5 protein-coding genes and 1 pseudogene are annotated in these 6,607 nt (G+C 35.8%); 5 read left to right on the top strand and 1 reads right to left on the bottom strand.

Annotation, left to right across the window (positions count from 1 at the left end):
• Nucleotides 1-202: hypothetical protein (locus F6K13_RS12565; protein ID WP_287287523.1), on the bottom strand; the 202-nt coding region annotated here is incomplete at its 3' end.
• Here F6K13_RS12565 and htpG point away from each other — a divergent pair.
• The 5 genes and pseudogenes from htpG to F6K13_RS12540 form a co-directional block, all read left to right on the top strand.
• Entirely contained in the window at nucleotides 143-2,125 is a 1,983-nt protein-coding gene (gene htpG, locus F6K13_RS12560) for a molecular chaperone HtpG (protein WP_287287525.1), read from the top strand. The genes F6K13_RS12565 and htpG overlap by 60 nt on opposite strands.
• A gap of 506 nt (nucleotides 2,126-2,631) precedes the next feature.
• Complete coding sequence (gene rpmB / locus F6K13_RS12555) at nucleotides 2,632-2,868, top strand: 50S ribosomal protein L28 (RefSeq protein ID WP_124144621.1); 237 nt, start codon at nucleotides 2,632-2,634, stop codon at nucleotides 2,866-2,868.
• 1,232 nt (nucleotides 2,869-4,100) lie between these two features.
• On the top strand, nucleotides 4,101-5,120 hold the full coding sequence (hpsE, locus tag F6K13_RS12550) for a hormogonium polysaccharide biosynthesis glycosyltransferase HpsE (protein ID WP_124144620.1): 1,020 nt from the start codon (nucleotides 4,101-4,103) through the stop codon (nucleotides 5,118-5,120).
• Nucleotides 5,120-6,187 (top strand): glycosyltransferase, encoded by a 1,068-nt coding sequence (locus F6K13_RS12545; protein WP_124144619.1) that lies wholly within the window; start codon nucleotides 5,120-5,122, stop codon nucleotides 6,185-6,187. Before hpsE ends, F6K13_RS12545 begins: the two co-directional genes overlap by 1 nt.
• Nucleotides 6,184-6,607 (top strand): annotated as a pseudogene (locus tag F6K13_RS12540) (hypothetical protein); the annotation flags it as partial. The gene F6K13_RS12545 and the pseudogene F6K13_RS12540, both read left to right, overlap by 4 nt.

Genomic DNA, 6,607 nt, shown 5'->3' with positions numbered 1-6,607 from the left:
CCACCAGACCCCCTAGCACACCATTGATGCCAAATGATAAATCCGGTGTGTTAAAGCGGATTTTCGCCATTACCAAACTACTCACCAATCCTGCGGCTGCGGCTAGGTTTGTTGTCACCGCAATGTATGGTAAAAAGGTAAGATCAGTATCCATACTGAAAATATCTTTCCAATTATCAAAAAATCTCTCTATACTGACCATGAAATTTTCTTAAGAGAATTAGTTTCTAATGGTGTAGATGCCATTGCTAAACTTAAAATGGTGGCTCGAACTGGAGAGTATAGTGGTGATGTTACTAATCCAGAAATAGAAATTAAAATAGACAAAGATAATCAAACTCTTTCGATTACTGATAATGGCATTGGGATGACCGCTGATGAAATAAAAAAATATATTAATCAAGTGGCTTTCTCCAGTGCTGAAGAGTTCATTGAAAAATATAAAGGTGGTGATGAAGACGCAATTATTGGTCACTTTGGTTTAGGGTTTTACTCCTCCTTCATGGTTGCTAAAAAAGTAGAAATTGATACCCTTTCCTATCAAGAAGGTGCAGAAGCGATTCATTGGAGTTGTGACGGTTCTCCAGAATTTGAACTATCAGATTCTCCTCGTACAGAAAGAGGTACAACTATTACCTTAACTCTCCAAGATGAAGAACAAGAATATCTTGAAACTACTCGAATTCAACAGTTAATTAAAACCTACTGTGATTTTATGCCAGTGGCAATAAAATTTGAAGAAGAAGTAGTTAATAAACACAAAGCAATCTGGCGAGAATCTACTCAAAATGTTACTCAAGAGGACTATCTAGAACTATATCGTCATCTTTATCCTTTCCAAGAAGAGCCTCTATTATGGGTTCATCTCAATACTGACTATCCTTTTATTGTTAATGGAATTCTTTATTTTCCTAAACTAAAGCCAGATGTAGATGTTACCCAAGGTAATATCAAACTATTCTGTAATCAAGTATTTGTTACCGACCATTGTGAAGAAATTATTCCTAAATTTTTAATGCCTTTACGAGGAGTAATTGATAGTACAGATATTCCTCTCAATGTCTCTCGCAGTTCCCTGTTAAGTAATCGAACTGTCAGAAGAATCGCCGATTATATAGCCAAAAAAGTAGGCGATCGCCTGAAAGAAATTTATCGTGATGAAAAAGATAAATATATCAGTTGTTGGCAAGATGTAGGTACATTTGTTAAGTTTGGTGCTTTGAATGACGATAAGTTTAAAAAGCAAGTAGAAGATATCATAATTTTCCGCACTACAGCCAAACTTAACTCAACTGAAACAACTGAAACTGAGGCTAAACCAGCAGTAGAAGTACAAGCAGAAGGAGAAGATGTTTGGCAAGAAGTAACTCCAGAAAATTCTGATGCTAAAAATACTGATGAACAAGGTTTTTATTACACAACTCTCAAAGAATATTTAGAACGTAATAAAGAACGCCATGAAAACCGTGTATATTACTGTACTGAACCTGCATCTCAAGCAACTTATGTAGAGCTGCACAAAAATCAAGGTTTAGAAGTTTTATTTCTCGACTCTTTCATTGATACCCACTTTATTAGTTTTCTAGAAAGAGAATATCAAGATGTTAAATTCTCTAGGGTAGATTCCGATCTAGATGAGACATTAATTGACAAAGAAAATCAATCAGAAATAGTCGATCCAGCTACCAATAAAACTCGCAGCGAACAAATTAAAGAATTATTTGAAAAAGCGCTGAATAAACCCAAGATAAATGTTAAAGCTCAAGCATTAAAATCAGAAGATAGCAAAACTACTCCACCAGCAATGGTATTGCTGCCAGAAGCTATGCGAAGATTGAGAGATATGACTGCTATGTTGCAGCAGGAAAAAGCAGAATTTCCAGAAGACCACGTTCTAGTGGTAAATACAGCTCACCCACTGATTCAGAATCTGGCTAATCTCAGTCAAGGTAGTATTATTCAGGGTAGTGGAGAATCTCCTTCGGCAGAATTGGCTAAACAAATCTGTCATCATGTTTATGATTTAGCTTTAATGGCACAAAAAGGTTTTGATGCTGAGGGTATGAAAGAATTTGTGGAAAGGTCTAATCAGGTCTTGACTCAGTTAACTGAAAAAGTAATTTGATCGAATTACATAAGTAGACTACAAAATTATTTTGGTGCGCGGGAGTAGGCAGTAGGAGAATACTTTGGCCACTTTAGTCTATCTATTTGAAAACTGCTAGCTAAAATGGAGCTTTGAGGACTCCCGGTATAATCTCCAATTTACCGGGAGATGAATCGCGACCAAAATAAAAACAGATACTGACCAAGACTAGCAAGAGTATAACTTAAAATCATACTCAGATAGAATTATCTTATAATAATGTGGATATCCTCACAATGAGGTGTCACTTTGGCCTTTGCAGATCGTAGAATAAATTGACGCTCGTTGGGGTACTGTCGGGGAGTTTTCAAGCTAGATAAGTGCTACTCAAGCAGTAAAGCTGAATCGTGAGGTTTGGGAATCTCCCGTTATAATCGCTCTTATTTAACGGGAGAGGATGTCAAAAGTTGAAGGAAGAAGGTTGATTAACTTTTTGATTTTTGAGATAATAGATAGGCTGTGGAAAAAATTTAGGTAGACAAATCATGGGTCGTAAATGTCAATTGACTGGAAAGAAAGCTAATAATGGCTATGCAGTTTCCCACTCCCATATCCGCACCCACAAGTTACAGCAAGCAAATCTCCAATGGAAGAGAGTTTGGTGGCCTCAAGGTAATCGTTGGGTCAAACTACGATTATCGACTAAAGCAATTAAAACTTTAGAAAACAAAGGTATACAAGCTATGGCTAAGGCCGCTGGCATTAACTTGAATAAGTGCTGATATATTTTTCTTTATACTCATCTCATCTAATTTAACCCTGTCCTATAGTTGATGAGGACAGGGCTATTTTTTTCTAAAAATGATAGGGATTAATACCAATTCCCAAAAATAATGCCATACTTCATTAAGACTTCAGTTATTCAGTAATAATAATGGTTTAGTAATTTTTGTAACGATTATCGGCATTAAGCCAAGATATATTATATTTTTGAACTTTACTCCCTACTCCCTACTCTCAAGAATATGTAGCAAGAATGCGCAAGATTTAGTATCAGAGATTTTTTGTTTGTTAACTAAATATTAAAGAGCGATCGTCACCCAGGACTTCCAATTTTTGCCATGATATAATGTTTGGTTGAATACTTATAAAGAACTACGGAGGAGGACTGAGTTAGGAGGGAAAAAGAAGGAAGAGGAGAAGAAAGTTTTTTCTCACGCTTTTAAACGGACATGATATGAGACAAAAATCCTCTCAAGAGGACTAAGTGCATATTAGTCCATCAAAATTGACTTCAGCAATGTAGCCCTAAAATCATTTATGGAGAGTTTTCGGAAGTTTTTCTTTAGTTGATCGTTAATATTTGTTTGTACCTCACATACCACCGAATCTGCTGTAAATACTGAATATTGACTATTGAGGGGTGTTGGTAATTGGTAAGATGATTTTCTCCGATGGGTGACACCCACCACTTACTATGGTAGAATATTTAGAGGTATCAGAAACAGATGGCTTTTAAGAGAGTGTTTGTAAACTAAAGATTAAGATGGCCAGAGTGCTTAATACTCGATATTCGGTGGGTTACGGCGGAAAGTTAAACTTTTGTTCCGATTCTTTGTTATTGTCGCCTAACCCACCCTACTAGACTGACACAGCTAAAATAGTGTATTAGAAAAATGCTCTAATCTTTACGGTTAATGTATTTGAATAAAAATCTATTGCACCATTTTAGGCGTGTCACGCCACTACGCCTGGATTTAATATTCCTTTTACAAACAGTCTCTAAGGTTTCATCTGTTGATTTACCAACGCTCTATTGAACTACTAAATACCAACTACATACTAACTACTAACTACTGACTACTGACTAATTATCCGGATACTATATAAATCCTGATTTTTCGTATCACATTTTATACTGCATTACTACATTACGAAAAAAAAATGTGGCCTAATTGCGAAAATATTAGGTACATATCGATATAGCAAGATTTATAAAAAAAAGTTAATTATTATGGCTAACTTTACTATCGCAATTCCTACTTATAATGGAGCTGAACGATTACCATTAGTTCTAGACAAATTACTTGCTCAAATCGGAGTAGAAGGACTATCTTGGGAAATTATAGTTGTAGATAATAACAGCACAGATAATACAAAAAAAATCATTAGTAGATATCAAGAAAACTGGTCGGATAAAATTCCATTAAAATACTGTTATGAAGCACAACAAGGTGCAGGATTTGCTAGAAAAAAAGCAGTAGAAATAGCAAGTTCTCCGTTAATTGGTTTCTTAGATGATGATAATATCCCAGCAGAAAATTGGGTAGCAGCAGCTTATGAATTTGCTCAAAAATATCCAAAAGCAGGAGCTTATGCTAGTCAAATTCATGGAGATTTTTCTGGAGAACTACCACCTGATTTTGACAGAATTAAATCATTTTTTGCCATCACAGAAAGAGGAGAACAACCATTATTATATCAGCCTGCAATTAAGGTAATACCTCCTTCCGCTGGATTAGTAGTTCGTCGGGAAGCATGGTTAGAAAGTGTTCCAGAGCAATGTATATTAGGTGGTAGAGTACCGGGTTCAATGTTAACAGGTGAAGATACAGAAACTATTAGTTATATTCAAAAAGCAGGCTGGGAAATTTGGTATAATCCAGCAATGGAAGTAATTCACAAAATTCCTCAACATCGAACACAAAAAGATTATCTAATTAAATTTTTCCGTGGTATTGGTTTGAGTCGTTATGTTACTCGAATGTTAGGAGTTAAACCATGGTTAAAACCATTGGCTTTTTTCGCTTATACGGCAAATGATAGTCGGAAAATTATCCGTCATTTACTAAAATATGGTTTGAAGTTACGAACAGATGTAGTGGCAGCTTGTGAGTTTGAACTATATATTAATAGTTTGAAAAGTCCTTTTTACTTGTGGAAGAATGGCTATTTGAATACAGTTGAACCAAACTATACTTCAGTAGTAAAATCTCAACCAGGTTTGAGTGGCATTGATTGTCGGGAATTTTAATGAAAATTATTGCTTGGCCAGCATTTAAAACTAGGTATAAAAACCCCTATAACTGGCTATTATATTCTCAGGTAGTGCAACAAGGGCTAACAGTTACGGAATTTTCTTTTGGCAAACTGCTACGCCAATACTATGATATTTTTCACCTTCACTGGCCGACAGAAACTATTGTCCGTCATCCAAACCTAGTAGTAGCAGGTTTGCGGGCTGTAACTATGCTTCTTGCTATAGACTGGGTTAGGGTTAGAGGAACAAAAGTGATTTGGACAATTCACGACCAATATCCCCACAACCTCTTACATCCTAAGTTGGCACACTGGTTTCAGTCAGAGCTGATCAAGCGAGTAGATGGATGTATTAGTCATTGCCAAGTAAGTAAAGAGTTAGCAGATGCAACTTTTCCTAGATTGAGCGATCGCCCCCACGCAGTTATTCCTCATGGTCATTATCGAGAGGTCTACCCCAATAATATAAATTGTGAGGTAGCTAAAACAAATTTAGATGTTCCTTTTGACTCCCATGTACTTTTATTTCTCGGTTATATCGACTACTACAAAAATGTACCTCATCTAGTCCGAGTTTTTCGAGAATTAGCTCCTGCTAATTGGATATTATTAGTGGCAGGTAAACTAGAAGTTCCAGAAATTGGTACTCAGATATCTCAAGTTGCAGAGAATGATTCTAGGGTCAAATTAAAGTTTGAGTTTGTACCGGATGAGAAGTTACAAGAATATTTTCAGACTGCAGATTTAGTAATATTACCGTTTCAAGAGATTTTAAATTCAGGTAGTGCATTGTTAGCTCTTTCTTTTGATTGCCCTATATTAGTGCCTAATAAGGGAGCAATGGCAGAGTTGCAGGAACAGGTGGGGCAAGATTGGGTAAAGCTGTATCCAGGAGACCTAACAAAAGAGATTTTAGAATCTGGGTTAGAGTGGGCAGTCAAAGAAGGGCGATCGCCACAAGCTAATTTAGAACAGTTAGGATGGCAAAATTTAAGTCAGCAAACTATTGAATACTTTGAATATATTTGTACTCACAAAAATCACAGTAAGAGTAATATATGAAAATTGCTTACGTTACTACTTATGATGCTCTAAATCCTGCAAGTTGGTCTAAGTACAATGGCGGTAACTACGGTGCTAGTAATTTTATTTCCAAAACTTTAATTAATCAAGGTATTATCATCAACTATTTGGGACCTTTACAAAAAACATATTCTTGGCTGACTAAAAGTAAATGGTTGTTTTATAGGCACTTATTTAAAACTGATTATTATAATTGGGCTGAACCTATTGTATGCAAAAATTATGCTAATCAGGTAGCAGAAAAACTGGCAAATTTAGATACCGAAATTATTCTCTCTCCTGAAGGAGCAACTCCTACTGCTTATCTAGAATGTAAACAGCCATTAGTTATTTGGATAGATACAACCTTAGCGGAATTAATTAACTTTTTTCCCTACCTTAGTAATCTATGTCAGGAAA

This window comes from Okeania sp. SIO2B9 (assembly GCF_010672505.1).
Lineage (GTDB): Bacteria > Cyanobacteriota > Cyanobacteriia > Cyanobacteriales > Microcoleaceae > Okeania > Okeania hirsuta.
The sequence above is the reverse complement of the archived record's forward strand: the minus strand, read 5'-3'. Positions and strand labels throughout refer to the sequence as shown.